Below are 18,516 nucleotides of genomic sequence, written 5' to 3' on the forward strand. Positions count from 1 at the left end.
GGAGTTGACATGGGGATTCATCGCACGGGGAGGGAGGCGGTCAGCGGGTGAGGAGCTGCTGGGCGTGTTCCAGCAGCCGTGCGAGCGCCGGGTCGCCGCTCGCCGCCCGGGCCTCCGAGGGGTTCGGTATCAGCGTGAGCAGCGCGATGAAGGCGAGGGCGGGCAGGGCCAGCGCCCACCAGGGCAGCCGGGTGCCGACGCCGCCCGTGGTCGCCGGGTGGGGGCGGGGGTGGGTGCGGGTCGGCATGGTCGCCTCCGTGGGTCTCCGAGCGGGTCCGTGACCGCTTGCCGCGGGCACTCCTCGAAACTACGGAATCCCGGGCCGCCAACCCATCCGGAACTCCACCCAGTTGACCCTGACCCTGGCCCCCTAGGGGAGGGTGGGGCCAGCCCCACCCCTGGTGGGGGACAGGAGCACCGGCCGCCGGGGCCGGGAGCGGCGGCCGTCAGGGGGACGCGATGGTCGCCACGATGGCGATGATCACGAAGATGGCGAGGAACGCGCCGAAGACGATCAGCATCTTCTTCTGGCCGTTCTGCGGGTTCGGGTCGAGCACAGGCTGCATGCGCCCAGTCTCGCACTCCGCCCCCCGCTCGGCCGCGCCGGGGCGCCCGGCCCGGTCAGCGCGTCGCCTCCTCCTCCACCGTGCGGTCGCGGCCGGCCAGGAAGCCCACCGCCATCTGCGGCACCATCAGGGCCGCCATCAGGGCGATCGGCAGCCCCCAGCCGCCGCTCTGCTGGTAGAGCACGCCGATCAGCAGCGGGCCGGGTATGGAGATCAGATAGCCGGTGCTCTGGGCGAACGCGGACAGCTGGGCCACACCGGGGCCGCTGCGGGCGCGCATGCCGACCATGGTCAGGGCGAGCGGGAAGGCGCAGTTGGAGACGCCGAGCAGCAGGGCCCAGGCCCAGGCGCCGCCGGCCGGGGCGAGGTACAGGCCGGCGTATCCGGCGAGTCCGCACACGCCCAGCACCAGGACGATGGGTCCCTGGTGGGGCAGTCGCGTGGCGACCCGCGGGATGACGAAGGCGAGCGGTACGCCCATCACCATGGTGACGGCGAGCAGCACGCCCGCGGTGCCGGCCGGGACACCGGCGTCCCGGAAGATCTGCGGCATCCAGCCCATGGTGATGTAGGCGGCGGTGGCCTGGAGGCCGAAGAAGACGGCGAGCGCCCAGGCGGTGCGGCTGCGGGCGATGCGCAGCGGGGCGGCCGGCTCCGCCGTCCCGGGCGCCGGCTCCTGCGGCCGGGCGGCGGTGGTGCCGCGGTCCCGGAGCAGGGGCAGCCAGGGCAGGACGGCGGCGGCGGCGATGGTCGCCCACACGGCGAGGCCGGCCTGCCAGTCGCCGCCCATGGCGTCGGTCAGGGGGACGGTCACGGCGGCGGCGAGGGAGGTGCCGACGGCGAGGGCCATCGAGTACAGGCCGGTCATGGAGCCGACCCGGTCGGGGAACCAGCGCTTGACGATGACCGGCATCAGGACGTTGCTGACGGCGATGCCCATCAGGGCGAGCGCGCTGGCTGCCAGGAAGCCGGCCGTGCTGCCGACGTACGGCCGGATGATCAGTCCGGCGGTGATGGCGGCCATGCCGGCGCACACCACGGCGGCCGGTCCGAAGCGGCGGGCCAGGCGGGGTGCGGTGACCCCGAAGACGGCGAAGCACAGCGGGGGCACGGAGGTGAGCACTCCGGCGACGCTGCCGCTCATGCCGAGCCCGTCGCGGACCTCCTCCAGGAGCGCGCCGAGGCTCGTGATCGCCGGGCGGAGGTTCAGCGCGGACAGCACGATGCCGACGACCACCAGTCGGGTCGCCCACGCGCGCGAGCGGCCCGCTCCGGGGGTCGTGTCGGAGGTACGCGCGGACGTACCGCGTTCGGTCGGTGTCATCGCCGTACGGGTGTCCGCCGTCCGGGTTTCCTCACTAGCCATGAGGCCCATCATAGAATCATAGGATGATTGCCTGTCCATCCCCGGGGCGGCCCGCCCCGGGTCTCCCGTGCGAAGGTGTGCCATGCCTTTGAGCCACCCGCGCCGTTCGGCGCTGTCCGAGCAGGTCATCGCCGAACTGCGCAACCAGATCGCCTCCGGCGAATGGCCGGTCGGCGCGCGGATTCCCACCGAACCGGAGCTGGTGGAGCAGCTCGGTGTCGCCCGCAACACCGTCCGCGAGGCCGTCCGGGCGCTCGCGCACAACGGTCTGCTGGACATCCGCCAGGGTTCGGGCACGTACGTCGTGGCCACGAGCGAGCTGGCCGGCGTGATGCAACGCCGCTTCGCCGACGCCGACCCGCGGCACATCGCCGAGCTGCGTTCCACGCTGGAGTCGGCCGCGGCGAAGCTGGCCGCCGAGCGGCGCACCGAGCGGGACCTCAAGCAGCTGGACACGCTGCTGGCCCGGCGCGAGGAAGCCTGGAAGGCGGGGGAGCCGGAGGCCTTCGTGACGGCCGACGCCACCCTCCACCTGGCCGTGGTCGCCGCGTCCCACAACGACGTGATGACGGCGATGTACGCCGATCTGGGCGAGGTGCTGCGGGACTGGCTGCGGGCGGATGTCGGGGCCGGACTGACCCCCGAGACGTACATGGACCACAGGCGCCTGGTGGACGCGATCCGCGCGGGGGACGCGGAGGCGGCGGCCCTGGAGGCCGGGAGCTATCCGTTCCTGTGCAATCCGGGCCGGTTCACCGCGCTTTCTGGTGGCTGATCCAGACCGAACGTATCTCCTTCCAGCACCGGCCGGTGAGCCGTACGGTCATGGCGGGCCCGGCGTCCACCGGGGCCGAGTCGGTGTCGATGTCCCACCAGCGGGCGCACTCGATGTGCAGCCGCACCCGATCGATGTCGACATAGGGGTTGTGGCAGTAGGCCACGGCCTGGGAGCCGTGGACGGCCGTGCGGCACGAGGCGCCGAACCGGCTCGGCGCGGACGGCTTGCCGCCGTGCACGCGCGCGTGGGGCAGCGCGTCGTACGGCAGCGACAGGACGAGGGCCAGGGCCACGGTCACCGGGGCCAGGCTGCGGGACAGGCGCACAAGGGGACCTCCTCGGCCGGGCTGCGGGACGTGCGAGGGAGGGCGTAATCCAGGGTGCGCCGCGGTCATGAGGGCGGCCCGGCCGGTGGGCCGAACGGGTGACGTCCGCCGAACGGACGACGCCCCGCTCCCCGCGCGTGGCAGGGAACGGGGCGTCGGTGCGGTCCCGCGGAGGATCAGGCGCCGATGGCGTGCAGACCGCCGTCGACGTGGATGATCTCGCCCGTGGTCTTCGGGAACCAGTCGCTCAGCAGGGCGACGACGCCGCGGCCGGCCGGCTCCGGGTCCTTCAGGTCCCACTCCAGCGGCGAACGGCTGTCCCACACGGAGGCCAGCTCGCCGAAGCCCGGGATGGACTTGGCGGCCATGGAGCCGATCGGGCCCGCGGAGATGAGGTTGCAGCGGATGTTCTGCTTGCCCAGGTCACGCGCCATGTAGCGGTTGGTGGCCTCCAGGGCGGCCTTGGCCGGGCCCATCCAGTCGTACTGCGGCCAGGCGTACTGGGCGTCGAACGTGAGGCCGACGACCGAGCCGCCGTTCTGCATCAGCGGCAGGCAGGCCATGGTCAGCGACTTCAGGGAGAACGCCGAGACGTGCATGGCCGTGGCCACCGACTCGAACGGCGTGTTCAGGAAGTTGCCGCCGAGCGCGTCCTGCGGGGCGAAACCGATGGAGTGGACGATGCCGTCCAGGCCGCCCAGCTCCTCGCCGACGACGTCGGCCAGCCGGCCGAGGTGCTCGTCGTTGGTGACGTCCAGCTCGATGACCTTGGTCGGCTTCGGCAGCTTCTTGGCGATGCGCTCGGTCAGCGTCGGCCGCGGGAACGCGGTCAGGATGATCTCGGCGCCCTGCTCCTGGGCGAGCTTGGCGACGTGGAAGGCGATGGAGGACTCCATCAGCACACCCGTGACCAGGATGCGCTTGCCCTCGAGAATTCCGCTCATGGTGATCAGTGACCCATTCCCAGTCCGCCGTCAACCGGGATGACGGCTCCAGTGATGTACGAGGCGTCGTCCGACGCGAGGAACCGCACCGTCGCGGCGATCTCCTCCGGCCGCGCGTACCGGCCGAGCGGCACCTGCGACACGATGTTCTGGCGCTGCTCGTCGCTGAGCACCTTGGTCATGTCGGTGTCGACGAAGCCGGGCGCGACGACGTTGAAGGTGATGTTGCGCGAGCCCAGCTCCCGGGCGAGGGAACGCGCGAAGCCGACCAGCGCGGCCTTGGAGGCGGCGTAGTTCGCCTGTCCCGCCGAGCCGAGCAGGCCGACCACGGACGAGATGAGGACGACGCGGCCCTTCTTGGCGCGCAGCATGCCGCGGTTGGCACGCTTGACGACCCGGAAGGTGCCGGTGAGGTTGGTGTCGATGACCGAGGTGAAGTCCTCCTCGGACATGCGCATCAGCAGCTGGTCCTTGGTGACGCCGGCGTTGGCGATCAGGACCTCGACCGGGCCGTGCTTGTCCTCGATCTCCTTGTAGGCCTGCTCCACCTGCTCCGGGTCGGTGATGTCGCACTTGACGGCCAGGAAGCCGGCCGGCGGCTCACCCGAGCGGTACGTGATCGCGACCTTGTCGCCGGCGTCGGCGAAAGCGCGGGCGATGGCGAGGCCGATGCCCCGGTTGCCTCCGGTGACGAGAACCGAGCGGCTCAACGGATCACCCTTTCGATAGCGGTCTGACACATCCGCCCGGACTCCTGGACGACAGGCGGCTTCATCGAAAACCTATCGGTACCGCCACCTGCGAGGAGAAGCGGGCACCCACAGTGGCGCGGGGGTGTCGCTGTCGGGTTTCTACAGTCGGCCGCCGTGTCGTTCCCCGCGAGGCCGGCCGCGGTCGCCGCCGTGAGCTTGACGCGTCCACACAAGCGCGGGTTTCCGCAGCACTTCCTGTACATGCGCTCCGACCCGCACCGACAGCTGAGCCGGTCCCCTCCGGTCCGCACGGTATTCCCGGGGAGAGCGCTCGGTGAGCCGTGATTCACTGCTCGCGACGGTCATCACAGGCGAGCAGTCGGAAGGGACCCCACCGTGCCCCATGAAATCGACCAGGCGTTTCTGGCACTCCCCCTACGGGCCCTCGCCGACGCCGCGCTCGCACGGGCGCGGGCGCTGGGGGCCGAGCACGCGGACTTCCGCTTCGAGCGGGTGCGCAGCGCCTCCGTGCGGCTGCGGGACGCCAAGCCCGCCGGATCGTCGGACACCACCGACCTCGGGTACGCGGTCCGGGTCGTGCACGGCGGTACGTGGGGCTTCGCCTCCGGGGTCGACCTGACCATGGACGCCGCCGCCCGGGTCGCCTCCCAGGCGGTGGCGATGGCCAAGCTGTCCGCCCAGGTGATCAGGGCCGCCGGGTCCGCCGAACGCGTGGAGCTGGCCGACGAGCCGGTGCACACCGACCGGACGTGGGTCTCGTCGTACGAGACCGATCCGTTCTCGGTGCCCGGTGAGGAGAAGGCCGCGCTGCTCGCGGAGTGGAGCGCGCGGCTGCTGGCGGCGAACGGCGTCAACCACGTGGACGCCTCGCTGCTCACCGTCCACGAGAACAAGTTCTACGCGGACACCGCCGGGACCGTGACCACCCAGCAGCGGGTACGGCTGCACCCGGAGCTGACGGCCGTCTCGGTCGACGAGTCGAGCGGTGAGTTCGACTCCATGCGCACCCTCGCGCCGCCGGTGGGCCGCGGCTGGGAGTACCTGACCGGGACCGGCTGGGACTGGGACGCCGAGCTGCAACGGATCCCGGAACTGCTCGCCGAGAAGATGCGGGCACCGAGCGTGGAGCCGGGCCTGTACGACCTGGTGGTCGACCCGTCCAACCTGTGGCTGACCATCCACGAGTCCATCGGCCACGCCACCGAGCTGGACCGCGCCCTCGGCTACGAGGCCGCCTACGCCGGCACCTCCTTCGCCACCTTCGACCAGCTGGGCAAGCTGCGCTACGGCTCCGAGCTGATGAACGTCACCGGTGACCGCACCGCCGAGCACGGCCTCGCGACCATCGGCTACGACGACGAAGGCGTCCAGGCGCAGTCCTGGGACCTGGTGAAGGACGGCACGCTGGTCGGCTACCAGCTGGACCGGCGCATCGCCCGGCTGACCGGCTTCGACCGGTCCAACGGGTGCGCGTACGCCGACTCCCCCGGCCATGTGCCGGTGCAGCGCATGGCCAACGTGTCCCTGCGGCCGGACCCCGCCGGGCTGTCGACGGAGGACCTGATCGGGGGCGTCGACCGGGGCATCTACGTGGTCGGCGACCGGTCCTGGTCGATCGACATGCAGCGGTACAACTTCCAGTTCACCGGCCAGCGCTTCTTCAGGATCGAGAACGGGCGGATCACCGGACAGCTCAAGGACGTCGCCTACCAGGCCACGACCACCGACTTCTGGGGTTCGATGGCCGCCGTCGGCGGTCCGCAGACCTATGTCCTCGGCGGCGCCTTCAACTGCGGCAAGGCCCAGCCGGGCCAGGTCGCCGCCGTGTCCCACGGGTGCCCGTCCGCCCTCTTCAAGGGCGTCAACATCCTCAACACCACGCAGGAGGCCGGTCGATGAGCGCCCGCACCCACAAGCCGCACGAGATCGTCGAGCAGGCCCTTGCGCTGTCCCGCGCCGACGGCTGTGTCGTCATCGCGGACGAGCACTCCACCGCCAACCTGCGCTGGGCGGGCAACGCGCTCACCACCAACGGGGTGACGCGCGGCCGTACGCTCACCGTGATCGCGACCGTGGACGGCGCGGAGGGCACCGCCTCCGGTGTCGTCTCCCGGTCCGCGGTCACCGCGGAGGAGCTGGAGCCGCTGGTGCGCGCCGCCGAGTCCGCCGCGCGCGGCGCCGGACCGGCGGAGGACGCGCAGCCGCTGGTCAGCGGGGTGCCGGAGGCACCGGACTTCACGGACGCGCCCGCCGAGACCTCCTCCGCCGTGTTCGCCGACTTCGCCCCGGCGCTCGGCGAGGCCTTCGCCCGCGCGCGTGCGGGCGGCCGGGAGCTGTACGGTTTCGCCAACCACGAGCTGGTCTCGACGTACATGGGCACCTCGACCGGGCTGCGCCTGAGGCACGACCAGCCCACCGGGACGATGGAGCTGAACGCCAAGTCACCGGACCGTACGCGTTCGGCGTGGGCCGGCCGGTCCACCCGGGACTTCAAGGACGTCGACCCGGGCGCGCTCGACGCCGAGCTGGCCGTACGGCTCGGCTGGGCGGAGCGGCGCGTGGAGCTGCCCGCCGGGCGGTACGAGACGCTGCTGCCGCCGACCGCGGTCGCGGACCTGCTGATCTACCAGCTGTGGTCCGCCTCCGGGCGGGACGCGGCCGAGGGGCGCACGGTGTTCTCCAAGCCGGGCGGCGGCACCCGCCTCGGCGAGAGGCTGTCCGAGCTGCCGCTGACGCTGCGCAGCGACCCGGACGAGCCGGGACTGGAGTGCCCGCCCTTCGTGATCGCGCACTCCTCCGGCAGTGACGAGTCCGTGTTCGACAACGGGCTGCCGACGCACGCCACCGAGTGGATCGGGCAGGGCGTGCTCAGGCACCTGACGACGACCCGGCACGGCGCGGGCCTGACCGGGCTCCCGGTCGCCCCCGCGCTCGGCAACCTCGTCCTGGACGGCGGGCGGGACCGCTCCCTGGAGGAGATGGTCGCGGACACCGGACGGGGGCTGCTGCTGACCTGTCTGTGGTACATCCGGGAGGTGGACCCGGCGACCCTGCTGCTGACGGGCCTCACCCGGGACGGCGTCTACCTTGTGGAGAACGGGGAGGTGACCGGGCAGGTGAACAATTTCCGGTTCAACGAGTCGCCGGTGGACCTGCTGGGCCGGGCCACGGAGGCCGGTCGGACGGAGAAGACGCTGCCGCGCGAGTGGAGCGACTGGTTCACCCGGGCCGCGATGCCCACGCTGCGGATCCCCGATTTCAATATGAGCTCTGTCAGCCAGGGCGTATAACCTCGTAGGCGTTCGTGGTCGGGTGTCACCCGGCCGCCCGAAGATCACCAAGGAGACACGAGAACCGTGACGGACATCGTCGACGAGCTGAAGTGGCGGGGGCTCATCGCCCTCTCCACGGACGAGGACGCACTGCGCAAGGCGTTCGCTGACGGCCCCGTCACGTTCTATTGCGGCTTCGACCCGACCGCGCCCAGCCTGCACCTCGGCAACCTGGTGCAGATCCTGACGATGCGCCGCATCCAGGAGGCGGGCAACCGTCCGCTGGCGCTGGTCGGCGGTGCCACGGGTCTCATCGGTGACCCGAAGCCCACGGCCGAGCGCACGCTGAACGCGCCGGAGGTGGTGGCCGCCTGGGTGGAGCGGCTGCGCGCGCAGATCGAGCCGCTGCTCCACTTCGACGGGCCGAACGCCGCCGTGATGGTCAACAACCTGGACTGGACCCAGGGCCTGTCGGCCATCGAGTTCCTGCGGGACATCGGCAAGTACTTCCGGGTCAACAAGATGATCGCCAAGGAGGCCGTCGCCCGGCGGCTCAACTCCGACGCGGGCATCAGCTACACCGAGTTCAGCTACCAGATCCTCCAGGGCATGGACTTCCTGGAGCTGTACCGGCGGCACGGCTGCACGCTCCAGACCGGCGGCAGCGACCAGTGGGGCAACCTCACCTCGGGCACGGACCTGATCCACCGGGTCGAGCCGGAGGCCGTGGTGCACGCGCTGGGCACCCCGCTGATCACCAAGGCGGACGGCACCAAGTTCGGCAAGACCGAGTCCGGCACCGTGTGGCTCGACCCCGAGATGACCACGCCGTACGCGTTTTACCAGTTCTGGGTCAACGCCGACGACCGGGACGTCTCCAAGTTCCTGCGCATCTTCAGCTTCCGCTCCCGCGAGGAGATCGAGGAGCTGGAGCGGCAGACGCAGGAGCGTCCGCAGGCCCGGGCGGCGCAGCGGGCGCTCGCCGAGGAGCTGACGACGCTGGTGCACGGCGCCGGGCAGACGGCCGCGGTGATCGCCGCGTCCAAGGCGCTGTTCGGCCAGGGCGAGCTGGCGGAGCTGGACGACAAGACGCTGGCCGCGGCGCTGTCCGAGGTGCCGCACGTCCGGGTCGCCGAGCTGGCCCCGGTGGTCGACCTGTTCGCCGAGGTCGGTCTGGTGGCCAGCAAGTCCGCGGCCCGGCGGACGGTGAAGGAGGGCGGGGCCTACGTGAACAACGTGAAGGTCACCGCCGAGGACGCCGTCCCGGAGGCCGGGGAGCTGCTGCACGGACGGTGGCTGGTGCTGCGGCGGGGCAAGAGGAACCTCGCCGCCGTGGAGGTCACGGGCGCCTGAGGCGTCCTGGGTCCTGGGGCGCGGGTGGTCGGGCGGCGCGTCCGCCGGACCGCCCGCACCCGCGTGACCCGGCCGGCGCTCAGGCCCGCTGGTGCTTCTTCTTGCCCAGGGTCGCCATGTAGAGGGCGTCGACGGCCGCGACGATGATGATGGCCGCCACCAGCTGGAAGATGTGCCGGCTCCAGTCGATGCCGCGGGTCTCCGCCACGCCGAGGGCACGGGCGACCGCGTTGCCCACGATGGCGCCCAGGATGCCGCAGATGGTGGTCAGCCACAGGGGGCTGTGCTGCTTGCCCGGGATGACCGCCTTGGCGATGATCCCCAGCACGAATCCCACGATGATCGCCCACAACCAGCCCATGGCTGCCTCCTCGTACGGCTCGACGTGAGCAGTACGGCCAGTGTCGTGCGGTCAGCCGTACGGCGCACGTCGGCTTCCCCCGTACGCGGCGGTGCCGGGCGCGTCGTCGCAGGCGGCGGGCGCCCCGGTCTCGAGGGCGGCGCGGGCGCGGCGTACCGTGGGAGGTGTCCCGGGCCGGTACCCCGCCGGGGGCGGACCAGGTGGCGGGCCGGGGAGAGTCCGATGCGGGCGGATGGTGGATTGTGATGCGGAGACAGCACGGTGGCGGCGCCCAGGTGTTCCGGATCACCGGTGCCCGGACCGGACTCGCCGAGGACGTCCGGGGACGGCAGCGGCGGTATGTGATCTCGATGTCGGTCCGTACCGTGTCGGTGATCCTCGCGGCCTCGCTGTGGAACGTCGAGCGGTACGTCGCCGTCGTCGCGCTGGTGCTCGGCGCGGTGCTGCCCTATGTCGCCGTGGTGATCGCCAACGCGGGCCGCGAGCGTCCGCCGTCGCTCCCGTCCACGTTCGTCACCGCGCCGATGCGTCCGATGATCACGCAGTCGCGGCCCGAGGACGAACGGACCGAACCGGGGCGGGACTCGGTGCGGGAGCCCGGACGGGAATCCGGGCGGGAACCCGGGTCGGAGGACGTGCCGGGAAGCCCGGCGGCCGGAGCGCGCCACGAGCGTCCCGAGCCGGTCTGAGCCGGGGCGCGGAAGCGGAACGCGGCCCCGCGCAAGCCTCAAGAAAACCTCAGATCAATCCTGCTGTTCCAGTGCCGGGTGATGGGGTACCCGTGACATACTGCGTAAGCGCTCCGCATCCCCCGTCGGAGCGACGGACCGACGCCGGGCAGCTCCCCCCGTGGCTGCCCGGCGTCGCCATGTTTCCACCCCTTCGCGAGAAGAACCCGAGACGAAGCCGTGAGTGACGAGACCCCGATCTGCTCAGCCAAGGGCTGCCGTGCCGACGCCGTGTGGGTGCTGGCCTGGAACAACCCGAAGATCCACGCGCCGGAGCGGCGCAAGACCTGGCTGGCCTGCGACGAGCACCGCGAGCACCTGGCGCAGTTCCTCGGGGTGCGGGGCTTCCTGAAGGACGTGGTGAGGTTCGGGGAGTGGCGTGCCGCCGAAGGGGGCCAGGGAGCTGCCGAAGGGAGCTAGGGGATGCGCCCGGAGCGGCCGACGCAGCCCCTCAGCCGCCGATCGCCGACATCGGCCGGTCCGGCTGGACGAAGGACGGGTCGTCCAGGCCCGCTCCCGCCTTCTTGCCCCACATCGCCACCTTCCAGATCCGGGCGATCTCCTCGTCCGCGGCGCCGGAGCGCAGGGCCGCGCGCAGGTCGGTCTCCTCGGTGGCGAACAGGCAGGTCCGTATCTGACCGTCGGCGGTGAGGCGGGTGCGGTCGCAGGCCGCGCAGAACGGCCGGGTCACCGAGGCGATGACACCGACGCGGTGCGGGCCGCCGTCCACCAGCCAGCGCTCCGCCGGTGCCGAGCCGCGCTCGTCGGTGCCCTCGGGGGTGAGGTCGAAGCGGGTGCGCAGGGAGGCGAGGATGTCCCCGGCGGTGACCATGCCCTCGCGCTTCCAGCCGTGTTGGGCGTCCAGCGGCATCTGCTCGATGAAGCGCAGCTCGTAGTCGTGCTCCACCGCCCAGGCGAGCAGGTCCGGGGCCTCGTCGTCGTTCACGCCCGGCATCAGGACCGAGTTGACCTTGACGGGGGTCAGTCCGGCCTCGCGGGCGGCCTCAAGTCCCTCCAGGACGTCGTGGTGGCGGTCCCGGCGGGTCAGGGTCTTGAAGACGTCCGGGCGGAGCGTGTCCAGGGAGACGTTGACCCGGTCCAGACCCGCGGCCTTCAGCGCGGCGGCGGTGCGCCGCAGGCCGATGCCGTTGGTGGTGAGGGAGGTCTGCGGGCGCGGGGCGAGGGCCGAGACGCGCTCCACGATGCCGGCCAGCCCGGGCCGCAGCAGGGGTTCGCCGCCGGTGAAGCGGACCTCCCGGACGCCGAGCAGGTGGACCGCGATGCCGACGAGGCGGACGATCTCGTCGTCCGTGAGCAGGTCGGGCTTGGCCAGCCAGCTCAGGCCCTCCTCGGGCATGCAGTAGGTGCAGCGCAGATTGCACCGGTCGGTCAGCGAGACCCGTAGGTCGGTGGCTACCCGGCCGTAGGTGTCGATGAGCACGTGGGCCCCCTCCCTCTCCCGGTCACTCAGGTCCGGTCAGGCGTGTGTCCTCCGTCATCTGCGAGCCTACGTGATCGCGTCGGCGTCGACAGCGTCCCGATCCCACGAGCTGCGGCGCGACCGCGTCGTAGGACCGTACAGTCCCGTCGGCGCGGTCGCCCGTGCGCGACGGCCTCAGTGGGCTCCGGTGCCGGTCAGGGACCGCACCTCCAGCTCCGCGTACTTGCCGGCGTCCGGCGTCTCCTTCGACAGCAGGGTGCCCACCACACCGAGCAGGAACCCGACCGGGATGGAGATGAGGCCGGGGTTCTCCAGCGGGAACCAGTGGAAGTCGACGTGGGGGAACATCGAGGTCGGCTTGCCGGAGACCACCGGGGAGAACAGCACCAGGCCGACCGCGGTGACCAGGCCGCCGTAGATGGACCACAGGGCGCCCGCGGTGGTGAACCGCTTCCAGAACAGGCTGTAGAGGATGGTCGGCAGGTTGGCGGAGGCGGCGACCGCGAAGGCGAGGGCGACCAGGCCGGCCACGTTCAGGTCGCGGGCCAGGGCGCCGAGGACGATCGAGACCGCGCCGATGCCGACGGTCGCCCAGCGGGCCGCGCCGATCTCCTGCTTCTCGGTGGCCCGCCCCCTCTTGATGACGTTGGCGTAGATGTCGTGGGCGAACGAGGACGAGGAGGCCAGGGTCAGGCCCGCGACGACGGCGAGGATGGTGGCGAAGGCGACCGCGGAGATGGTGGCGAGCAGGACGGCGCCCCAGTCGGAGTCCACACCGCCCAGGTGCAGCGCCAGCAGCGGTGCCGCCGTGTTGCCCGCCTTGTTGGAGGCGATGATCTCGTCCGGCTTGATCAGCGCGGCGGCGCCGAAGCCCAGGGCGAGGGTCATCAGATAGAAGGCGCCGATCAGGCCGATGGCCCAGATGACGGACTTGCGGGCGGCCTTGGCGGTGGGCACGGTGTAGAAGCGGATCAGGATGTGCGGCAGGCCGGCGGTGCCCAGGACCAGGGCGATGCCGAGCGAGAGGAAGTCCAGCTTGGTGGTGCCGGTGGCGCCGTACTTCAGGCCGGGTTCCAGGAAGGCGCTGCCCTTGCCGCTGTTGCCGGCGGCCTGGCCGAGCAGGTCCGAGACGTTGAAGTCGAACTTCAGCAGGACCAGGAAGGTCAGCAGCAGGGCGCCGATGATCAGGAGCACCGCCTTGACCATCTGCACCCAGGTGGTGCCCTTCATGCCGCCGATGGTGACGTACACGATCATCAGGACGCCGACCAGGGCGACGATGCCGATCTTGCCGCCGTCGCTGGTGATGCCGAGGAGCAGGGAGACGAGGACGCCGGCGCCCGCCATCTGGGCCAGCAGGTAGAAGATGGACACGACGATCGTGGAGGTGCCGGCCGCGGTGCGCACGGGGCGCTGGCGCATCCGGTAGGCCAGCACGTCGCCCATCGTGTAGCGGCCGGAGTTGCGCAGTGGTTCGGCGACCAGGAGCAGGGCGACGAGCCAGGCGACGAGGAAGCCGATGGAGTACAGGAAGCCGTCGTAGCCGAAGAGGGCGATGGCGCCGGCGATGCCGAGGAAGGACGCGGCGGACATGTAGTCGCCGGAGACGGCGAGGCCGTTCTGGAAGCCGGTGAACTGTCGTCCGCCCGCGTAGAAGTCGGCGGCGTCCTTGGTCTGGCGGCCCGCCCAGACGGTGATGACGAGGGTCGCGGCGACGAACACCGCGAACAGGGTGACGATCAGTGTCCGGTGCTCGCTCGCCTCGCCGGCGGCCAGCAGGGTGTGCTGAACGGGGCTCATGCGCCGCCCTCCATCCAGGACTTGATGGCCTCGGCCTTGGGGTCGAGCCTGGCGGCCGCGCGCCGCGCGTACCACCAGGCGATGAGGAACGTGGTGAGGAACTGGGCGAGGCCCAGGACGAGGGCCACGTTGACGTTGCCGGCGACCTTGGTGCCCATGAAGCCGCCCGCGTAGTTGGAGAGCAGGACGTACAGCAGGTACCAGGCGGTGAAGGCGATCGTCAGCGGGAAGGCGAAGGAGCGGTGGGCGCGGCGCAGTTCGCCGAACTCCGCGCTCTGCTGCACCTCGGTGAACTCCTCGGTGGAGGGAAGGCGGGCTGGGGATTTCGCGGGCGGCGGTGTCTCGGTAGCCACGGAGTCTCCTCGCGTCACGGACGTGCGCTTGCTGACCTCACAGGACGGGATCACATTACAGCGAGTCACTGACGGACTCCCCGGCGTGATTCCCGTGGGGGCCGTCGGGCCCTCCGTCCACGGTCACGGCGCCGCGCGTGGGGTGGTTCAAGTCAGCCTGGCTCTTTCGGAGATCAGTTCCGGGAGATAGCTTCACCCTGCACCACCCGTCATGTACCTGCCCGAGCGATCATCCGCGTCTCGGGCGGTTCGGTATCCGGATGATGTGGAGATCCCATGGCTCATTCGCGCTCCAGACGCCGGCTGGCGCTCGCCGTGCCGGCCGTGCTGTCGCTGACCGCCACGCTCGGTTTCGTCCCGTCGGCGGCCTCGGCGGCACCCTCGGCGGTCGCGGCGGATCCGGTGGCGCGGGCGGCGGACGGCCCCAGCCTGTCGTACGTGGTCAACACGGGGACGGACCGCCACACGATCGAGTCGGTGCGGCGGGCGATCGCGCGCAGCGGCGGGACCGTCGTGACGAGTTACGACCGGATCGGCGTGATCGTCGCACACTCCGCGAACCCCGGCTTCGCCCAGGAGATCCGCGCGGTGCGCGGGGTCGACTCGGCGGGCGCCACGCGCAACGCGCCGCTGCCCGCCCAGTCCACGACCGACATGGGCACGCCGAAGGCGTTGAGCGCCGGGGAACTGGCCGGGGTGCGGGCGGCCGACGGCCAGGACCCACTGGAGCCGCTCCAGTGGGACCTGCCCGCCATCAAGGCGGACAAGGCGCACGAGAAGACCCTGGGCAGCCGGGACGTGACGGTCGCCGTCATCGACACCGGCGTCGACGACACCCACCCGGACATCGCGCCCAACTTCGACCGCGAGGCGTCCGTCAACTGCGTGTCGGGCAAGCCGGACACGACGGGCGGCGCCTGGCGGCCGAGCGCGTCGGAGAGCCCGCACGGCACGCACGTCGCGGGCGAGATCGCGGCGGCGAAGAACGGTGTGGGCGTGACGGGTGTCGCGCCGGGGGTGCGGGTGGCCGGCATCAAGGTGGCCACCCCGGCCGGCTTCTTCTACACCGAGGCCGTGGTCTGCGGCTTCGTATGGGCGGCGGAGCACCACGTCGACGTGACCAACAACAGCTATTACACGGACCCGTGGTACTTCAACTGCACCACCGACCCCGATCAGAAGGCGCTCGTGGACGCCATCACGCGGGCCTCGCGGTACGCGGAGAAGCGGGGCACGGTCAACGTCGCGGCGGCGGGCAACGAGAAGTACGACCTCGCGTCCCGCTCGATCACCGACCCGTCCTCGCCGAACGACGGCACGCCGTCGGACCGGGTGATCGACCCGCGCCAGTGCTACGACATACCGACCCAGCTGCCGGGCGTCGTGACGGTCGCGTCGACGGGCGCCAAGGGGCTGAAGTCGTCCTTCTCCAACTACGGTCTCGGTGTGATCGACATCGCCGCGCCCGGTGGTGACAACACGGCCTACCAGGCGCCGCAGCCGCCGGCCACCAGCGGTCTGATCCTCGGCCCGCTGCCGGGCGGCAAGTGGGGCTACATGGCCGGCACCTCCATGGCGACCCCGCACGTCGCCGGTGTTGCCGCATTGATCAAGTCAACCCACCCGCACGCCCCCGCGGCGGCGGTCAAGGCGCTGCTGTACGCGGAGGCCACCCCCACGGCGTGCGTCGACCCGTACGACATCAACGGGGACGGCAAGGTGGACGCGGTCTGCGAGGGCACCAAGAACCGCAACGGCTTCTACGGCCGGGGCGTGGCGGACGCACTGGCCGCGGTGACCAAGTAGGCCCACGGGCCGGGGTCGCGAGGCCCCGGACTCCTCACCATATTGATTCAGTCAATAATGCATAGTGCAGTCATGACTGCACTCCTGTACGCGTGGTCCGCGCTGGGCGGCGATCCCGCCCGGCTCTCCCGCCTCACCACCGTCCCGCGGGAAGGCACGCTCGACGCGCGCCTTCCCGTGCGGGAGCTGGCCCGGGCCTGTGTCGGCGCGTGCGCGCTGGCCGCGGCGGAGCTGGCGGAGCGCCGGACCGGGCACGGCGAGGCGCCCGGCGTCCGGGTCGACGACGGCGCGGTCGCGGCGGCCTTCCACAGCGAGCGCCTGCTCCGGGTCGACGGCCGGACGCCGGTCGCCTTCGCGCCCCTGTCCCGGTTCTGGCGGACGGCCGACGGCCGGCTGCGCACCCACGCCAACTACCCGCACCACCGGGCCCGGTTGCTCGGCGCGCTGGGGCTGCCGGACGACGCCTCGGCCGAGCGGGTCGCCGCCCGGCTCGCGGGACGCTCCGCCCTGGAGGCGGAGGAGACCGTCACGGGCGCCGGCGGTCTCGCCGTGGCCCTGCGGACGCCCGCGGAGTGGCAGGCGCACGCGCAGGGCGCCGAGGTGGCCGCGCGCCCGCTCGTCGAACGCGAGCGCCCCGACGCGGCACCCGCGCGCGTGCTCCCGCCGCTCGATCCGGGCGCCGCCCGTCTGCTGCCGGCCGCCGGGCTGCGCGTCCTGGACCTGACCCGGGTGCTGGCCGGACCGGTCGCCACCCGCACCCTCGCCCTGCTCGGCGCGGACGTGCTGCGGGTGGACGCCCCGTGGCTGCCGGAACTGCCGGACCTGCACGCCGACACCGGCTTCGGCAAGCGGACCGCCACGCTCGACCTGGGCACCGGCCGGGACACCTTGGAGGAGCTGCTGAGCACGGCCGACGTCGTGGTCACCGGGTACCGGCCGGGTGCCCTGGACCGGTTCGGGCTCTCCCCCGAGGCGCTGATCGCCCGCCGCCCCGGTCTGGTGGTGGCGCAGGTGTCGGCGTGGGGCGCGTACGGGCCCTGGCGCGGCCGGCGCGGCTTCGACAGCCTGGTGCAGGTCGCCACCGGCATCGCGGTGACCGAGGGCTCGGCCGGGGAGCCGGGGGTGCTGCCCGCGCAGGCCCTGGACCACGGCACCGGCTACCTGCTGGCGGCGGCCGTGCTGCGGGCGCTGACCGAGCAGTCGTACGACGGCGGCAGCCGGCTGGTCCGGCTGGCGCTGGCCCGGACCGCCCACTGGCTGACGGCAGAGGTCCGGCCGGGCCCGCCCGAGGGGGCGCCCGACCCGGGTCCGGACGCCTGGTCGGCCGGGACGGACAGCGCCCTGGGCCGCCTGCGGCACGCCCGGCCGCCGGTGTCCTTCACCGGCGGCCCCACCGGCTGGGCCCGGCCCCCGGCGCCCTGGGGCTCGGACCCGGCGACGTGGCGGTGACGGCCGCGGGTCAGCCGCGGGTGCCGTTGGTGACCAGCACCTTGAGGGCCGTGCGCTCGTCCATGGCCCGGTAGCCGGCGGGCACGCCCTCGATGTCGACGGTCATGTCGAACACCGGCGAGGGGTCGATCGTGCCGTCGAGGACGTCGGGCAGCAGGTCCGGTATGTAGGCGCGGACCGGGGCGACACCGCCGCGCAGGGCGATGTTCCGGTCGAACATCACGCCGAGGTCCAGGCCGGTGCCACTGCCGTGGGGCACGCCGACGAAGCCGATGGCGCCGCCGTCGCGGGCGATGCCGACGGCCGTCCGCATGGACTGCTCGGTGCCGACCGCCTCCACCACGGCGTGCGCGCCCTGGCCCCGGGTCAGCTCGCGGACGGCCTCCACGGCCGCCTCCCCGCGCTCGGCGACGACGTCGGTGGCGCCGAAGCGGCGCGCGATGCCGGTCCGCACCTCGTGCCGGCCCAGGGCGATGATCCGCTCGGCGCCGAGCCGCTTGGCGGCCAGGACGGCGCACAGGCCGACCGCGCCGTCACCGACCACCGCGACCGTGGCGCCGGGCCGGGCGCCCGCGCCGAGCGCGGCGTGGTGGCCGGTGCCGAGGACGTCGGAGAGGGTCAGCAGGGCGGACAGCAGCCGCTCGTCGGAGACCGCTTCCCTGGGCAGCCGCACCAGGGTACCGTCGGCGAACGGCACGCGGACGGCCTCCCCCTGGCCGCCGTCGTGGCCGACGGAGCCCCAGAAGCCGCCGTGCTCGCAGGACGTGGTCAGGCCCTCGCGGCAGTAGTCGCAGACGCCGTCGGACCACATGAAGGGCGCGACCACCAGGTCACCGCGCCGGACCGTGCCCACCTCGGAGCCGGTCTCCTCCACCACACCGAGGAACTCGTGCCCGATCCGCTGCCCCGGCTCCCGGGCGGCCTCGCCGCGGTAGGCCCACAGGTCGCTGCCGCAGATGCAGGCCCGCAGCACGCGCACGACGGCGTCGGTGGGCAGCTGCACCACGGGCTCGGGCACGTCCTCCACGCGCATGTCGTACGGGGCGTGGATGGTGGTGGCGCGCATGGCGGGTTCCTTCTCGTGCTGGGGTCGTGCGAGGTCGGCCGACGCGCTCGGGGGTGGCGAGCGCACTTCACCGTACGTCGCCCGCGATCCGGACCGCGCGGCGAGGCGGCGTAGCCCGGGACAGGGCCCCGGTTCTACGATGCCGGGGCGGAGAACGGGGAGGGCCGGGCGATGCACGGACTCGAGACGCTGCTG

General features: G+C 72.3%; 19 protein-coding genes. 8 read left to right on the plus strand and 11 right to left on the minus strand.

All coding sequences use genetic code 11. From position 1 onward, the window contains the following. Positions 1-40: 40 nt before the first annotated feature. The 3 genes from IF37_RS0124615 to IF37_RS0124625 all read right to left on the minus strand — a co-directional run bounded on the left by IF37_RS0124615 (position 41) and on the right by IF37_RS0124625 (position 1,944). Positions 41-247 (minus strand): hypothetical protein, encoded by a 207-nt coding sequence (locus tag IF37_RS0124615; protein WP_030746470.1) that lies wholly within the window; start codon positions 245-247, stop codon positions 41-43. Between the two features lie 199 nt (positions 248-446). Next, complete coding sequence (locus IF37_RS45925; protein WP_106981845.1) at positions 447-566, minus strand: SGM_5486 family transporter-associated protein; 120 nt, start codon at positions 564-566, stop codon at positions 447-449. 55 nt (positions 567-621) lie between these two features. Beyond that, a complete protein-coding gene (locus IF37_RS0124625; RefSeq protein ID WP_173456982.1) occupies positions 622-1,944 on the minus strand; it encodes a CynX/NimT family MFS transporter in 1,323 nt (440 codons plus the stop codon). Between the two features lie 70 nt (positions 1,945-2,014). Between IF37_RS0124625 and IF37_RS0124630 the strand changes: the two genes are divergently transcribed. Continuing rightward, positions 2,015-2,707, plus strand: coding sequence for a FadR/GntR family transcriptional regulator (locus IF37_RS0124630; protein ID WP_030746476.1), 693 nt, complete (start codon positions 2,015-2,017; stop codon positions 2,705-2,707). Here IF37_RS0124630 and IF37_RS0124635 read toward each other — a convergent pair. From IF37_RS0124635 to fabG, 3 genes are all read right to left on the minus strand, one after another. Then, complete coding sequence (locus IF37_RS0124635; RefSeq protein WP_030746479.1) at positions 2,685-3,035, minus strand: hypothetical protein; 351 nt, start codon at positions 3,033-3,035, stop codon at positions 2,685-2,687. The genes IF37_RS0124630 and IF37_RS0124635 overlap by 23 nt on opposite strands. Positions 3,036-3,211: 176 nt before the next feature. After that, positions 3,212-3,979 (minus strand): enoyl-ACP reductase FabI, encoded by a 768-nt coding sequence (fabI, locus tag IF37_RS0124640; RefSeq protein WP_030746482.1) that lies wholly within the window; start codon positions 3,977-3,979, stop codon positions 3,212-3,214. Between the two features lie 5 nt (positions 3,980-3,984). Then, a complete protein-coding gene (gene fabG, locus IF37_RS0124645; protein ID WP_030746485.1) occupies positions 3,985-4,689 on the minus strand; it encodes a 3-oxoacyl-[acyl-carrier-protein] reductase in 705 nt (234 codons plus the stop codon). Between the two features lie 378 nt (positions 4,690-5,067). Between fabG and IF37_RS0124650 the strand changes: the two genes are divergently transcribed. The 3 genes from IF37_RS0124650 to tyrS all read left to right on the plus strand — a co-directional run bounded on the left by IF37_RS0124650 (position 5,068) and on the right by tyrS (position 9,317). Next, on the plus strand, positions 5,068-6,591 hold the full coding sequence (locus tag IF37_RS0124650) for a TldD/PmbA family protein (RefSeq protein ID WP_030746488.1): 1,524 nt from the start codon (positions 5,068-5,070) through the stop codon (positions 6,589-6,591). Beyond that, positions 6,588-7,982: a TldD/PmbA family protein gene (locus tag IF37_RS0124655; RefSeq protein WP_030746491.1), complete on the plus strand. Its 1,395-nt coding sequence runs from the start codon at positions 6,588-6,590 to the stop codon at positions 7,980-7,982. Before IF37_RS0124650 ends, IF37_RS0124655 begins: the two co-directional genes overlap by 4 nt. 66 nt (positions 7,983-8,048) lie before the next feature. Continuing rightward, positions 8,049-9,317 (plus strand): tyrosine--tRNA ligase, encoded by a 1,269-nt coding sequence (gene tyrS, locus IF37_RS0124660; RefSeq protein WP_030746494.1) that lies wholly within the window; start codon positions 8,049-8,051, stop codon positions 9,315-9,317. A gap of 79 nt (positions 9,318-9,396) precedes the next feature. Here the strand turns inward: tyrS and IF37_RS0124665 are convergent, their stop codons facing one another. Next, positions 9,397-9,678 carry a GlsB/YeaQ/YmgE family stress response membrane protein gene (locus IF37_RS0124665; protein WP_030746497.1) on the minus strand — a complete coding sequence of 94 codons (282 nt, stop codon included), beginning with the start codon at positions 9,676-9,678 and terminating at the stop codon, positions 9,397-9,399. Positions 9,679-9,923: 245 nt separating this feature from the next. On the opposite strand from IF37_RS0124665, the gene IF37_RS0124670 reads away from it, so the two are divergent. Both IF37_RS0124670 and IF37_RS0124675 read left to right on the plus strand, forming a co-directional pair. Beyond that, positions 9,924-10,367 carry a DUF3099 domain-containing protein gene (locus IF37_RS0124670; protein ID WP_030746501.1) on the plus strand — a complete coding sequence of 148 codons (444 nt, stop codon included), beginning with the start codon at positions 9,924-9,926 and terminating at the stop codon, positions 10,365-10,367. Between the two features lie 219 nt (positions 10,368-10,586). Then, positions 10,587-10,826 (plus strand): hypothetical protein, encoded by a 240-nt coding sequence (locus IF37_RS0124675; protein WP_030746505.1) that lies wholly within the window; start codon positions 10,587-10,589, stop codon positions 10,824-10,826. A 31-nt stretch (positions 10,827-10,857) separates the two neighbouring features. On the opposite strand, the gene moaA is transcribed toward IF37_RS0124675, so the two are convergent. The 3 genes from moaA to IF37_RS0124690 form a co-directional block, all read right to left on the minus strand. Then, positions 10,858-11,847: a GTP 3',8-cyclase MoaA gene (gene moaA, locus IF37_RS0124680; RefSeq protein WP_030746508.1), complete on the minus strand. Its 990-nt coding sequence runs from the start codon at positions 11,845-11,847 to the stop codon at positions 10,858-10,860. Between the two features lie 174 nt (positions 11,848-12,021). After that, positions 12,022-13,647: a cation acetate symporter gene (locus IF37_RS0124685; RefSeq protein ID WP_030746511.1), complete on the minus strand. Its 1,626-nt coding sequence runs from the start codon at positions 13,645-13,647 to the stop codon at positions 12,022-12,024. Beyond that, complete coding sequence (locus IF37_RS0124690; RefSeq protein ID WP_030746514.1) at positions 13,644-14,000, minus strand: DUF485 domain-containing protein; 357 nt, start codon at positions 13,998-14,000, stop codon at positions 13,644-13,646. Before IF37_RS0124690 ends, IF37_RS0124685 begins: the two co-directional genes overlap by 4 nt. A gap of 276 nt (positions 14,001-14,276) precedes the next feature. On the opposite strand from IF37_RS0124690, the gene IF37_RS0124695 reads away from it, so the two are divergent. Both IF37_RS0124695 and IF37_RS0124700 read left to right on the plus strand, forming a co-directional pair. Then, on the plus strand, positions 14,277-15,806 hold the full coding sequence (locus IF37_RS0124695; protein WP_030746518.1) for a S8 family serine peptidase: 1,530 nt from the start codon (positions 14,277-14,279) through the stop codon (positions 15,804-15,806). Between the two features lie 72 nt (positions 15,807-15,878). After that, positions 15,879-17,255 carry a CoA transferase gene (locus tag IF37_RS0124700; RefSeq protein ID WP_030746520.1) on the plus strand — a complete coding sequence of 459 codons (1,377 nt, stop codon included), beginning with the start codon at positions 15,879-15,881 and terminating at the stop codon, positions 17,253-17,255. A gap of 10 nt (positions 17,256-17,265) precedes the next feature. Here the strand turns inward: IF37_RS0124700 and IF37_RS0124705 are convergent, their stop codons facing one another. Beyond that, entirely contained in the window at positions 17,266-18,321 is a 1,056-nt protein-coding gene (locus IF37_RS0124705; protein ID WP_030746523.1) for a zinc-dependent alcohol dehydrogenase family protein, read from the minus strand. Positions 18,322-18,516: the final 195 nt, after the last annotated feature.

Origin of the sequence: Streptomyces sp. NRRL S-31 (genome assembly GCF_000718775.1) — a bacterium.
In the GTDB taxonomy this organism is placed as follows: Bacteria; Actinomycetota; Actinomycetes; order Streptomycetales; family Streptomycetaceae; genus Streptomyces.

What these genes read in the sequence shown, in the direction of transcription:
- IF37_RS0124625 (WP_173456982.1), bottom strand. Translation starts at nt 1,944, where the DNA reads ATGATGGGCCTCATGGCTAGTGAGGAAACCCGGACGGCGGACACCCGT.
- IF37_RS0124705 (WP_030746523.1), bottom strand. Translation starts at nt 18,321, where the DNA reads ATGCGCGCCACCACCATCCACGCCCCGTACGACATGCGCGTGGAGGAC.
- IF37_RS0124695 (WP_030746518.1), top strand. Translation starts at nt 14,277, where the DNA reads ATGGCTCATTCGCGCTCCAGACGCCGGCTGGCGCTCGCCGTGCCGGCC.
- fabI (WP_030746482.1), bottom strand. Translation starts at nt 3,979, where the DNA reads ATGAGCGGAATTCTCGAGGGCAAGCGCATCCTGGTCACGGGTGTGCTG.
- IF37_RS0124670 (WP_030746501.1), top strand. Translation starts at nt 9,924, where the DNA reads ATGCGGAGACAGCACGGTGGCGGCGCCCAGGTGTTCCGGATCACCGGT.
- IF37_RS45925 (WP_106981845.1), bottom strand. Translation starts at nt 566, where the DNA reads ATGCAGCCTGTGCTCGACCCGAACCCGCAGAACGGCCAGAAGAAGATG.
- IF37_RS0124655 (WP_030746491.1), top strand. Translation starts at nt 6,588, where the DNA reads ATGAGCGCCCGCACCCACAAGCCGCACGAGATCGTCGAGCAGGCCCTT.
- IF37_RS0124615 (WP_030746470.1), bottom strand. Translation starts at nt 247, where the DNA reads ATGCCGACCCGCACCCACCCCCGCCCCCACCCGGCGACCACGGGCGGC.
- IF37_RS0124700 (WP_030746520.1), top strand. Translation starts at nt 15,879, where the DNA reads ATGACTGCACTCCTGTACGCGTGGTCCGCGCTGGGCGGCGATCCCGCC.
- IF37_RS0124685 (WP_030746511.1), bottom strand. Translation starts at nt 13,647, where the DNA reads ATGAGCCCCGTTCAGCACACCCTGCTGGCCGCCGGCGAGGCGAGCGAG.
- IF37_RS0124665 (WP_030746497.1), bottom strand. Translation starts at nt 9,678, where the DNA reads ATGGGCTGGTTGTGGGCGATCATCGTGGGATTCGTGCTGGGGATCATC.
- IF37_RS0124630 (WP_030746476.1), top strand. Translation starts at nt 2,015, where the DNA reads ATGCCTTTGAGCCACCCGCGCCGTTCGGCGCTGTCCGAGCAGGTCATC.